This window comes from Colwellia sp. 5_MG-2023 (assembly GCF_030547795.1).
GTDB lineage: Bacteria > Pseudomonadota > Gammaproteobacteria > Enterobacterales > Alteromonadaceae > Colwellia.
Map to the genome: position 1 here is coordinate 1 of NZ_JAUOPW010000076.1, position 509 is coordinate 509.

Annotated in this window: 4 tRNA genes; all 4 read right to left on the reverse strand. The window is 46.4% G+C overall.

What is annotated here, in order from left to right:
- Positions 1 to 6: 6 nt before the first annotated feature.
- The 4 genes from Q4496_RS17950 to Q4496_RS17965 all read right to left on the reverse strand — a co-directional run bounded on the left by Q4496_RS17950 (position 7) and on the right by Q4496_RS17965 (position 505).
- Positions 7 to 82: transfer RNA gene (locus Q4496_RS17950), tRNA-Gly, on the reverse strand.
- Between the two features lie 124 nt (positions 83 to 206).
- Positions 207 to 291: transfer RNA gene (locus tag Q4496_RS17955), tRNA-Leu, on the reverse strand.
- Positions 292 to 295: 4 nt separating this feature from the next.
- Positions 296 to 369 (reverse strand) — tRNA-Cys (locus tag Q4496_RS17960).
- A 60-nt stretch (positions 370 to 429) separates the two neighbouring features.
- Positions 430 to 505 (reverse strand) — tRNA-Gly (locus tag Q4496_RS17965).
- Positions 506 to 509: the final 4 nt, after the last annotated feature.

Sequence of the window (509 nt, forward strand, 5' to 3'; positions counted from 1 at the left end):
AAAATTTGGAGCGGCTAACGAGACTCGAACTCGTGACATTCACGTTGGCAACGTGATGCTCTACCAGCTGAGCTACAGCCGCTTCATTTTGTTTCGCATTCATTTCCTTAAAAATGAGCGCGCATTCTAGCGTATATAATTTTATTTGCCAAGTATAAAATACACTTTTTTTTACTTTTTTTTACACTCAACTTTCGTTGATGAAATGGTACCCGGAGCCGGACTTGAACCGGCACGCTTTTCGGCGAGGGATTTTAAATCCCTTGTGTCTACCAATTCCACCACCCGGGCACAATGGAGGCGGGTCCCGGAGTCGAACCGAGGTCCACGGATTTGCAATCCGCTGCATAGCCATTCTGCCAACCCGCCATTTTATCAACGCGAATTGAGGTGTAATCCTTTGGAGCTTAACTTTTATAAAGTTAAAGTTGGAGCGGCTAACGAGACTCGAACTCGTGACATTCACGTTGGCAACGTGATGCTCTACCAGCTGAGCTACAGCCGCTTCA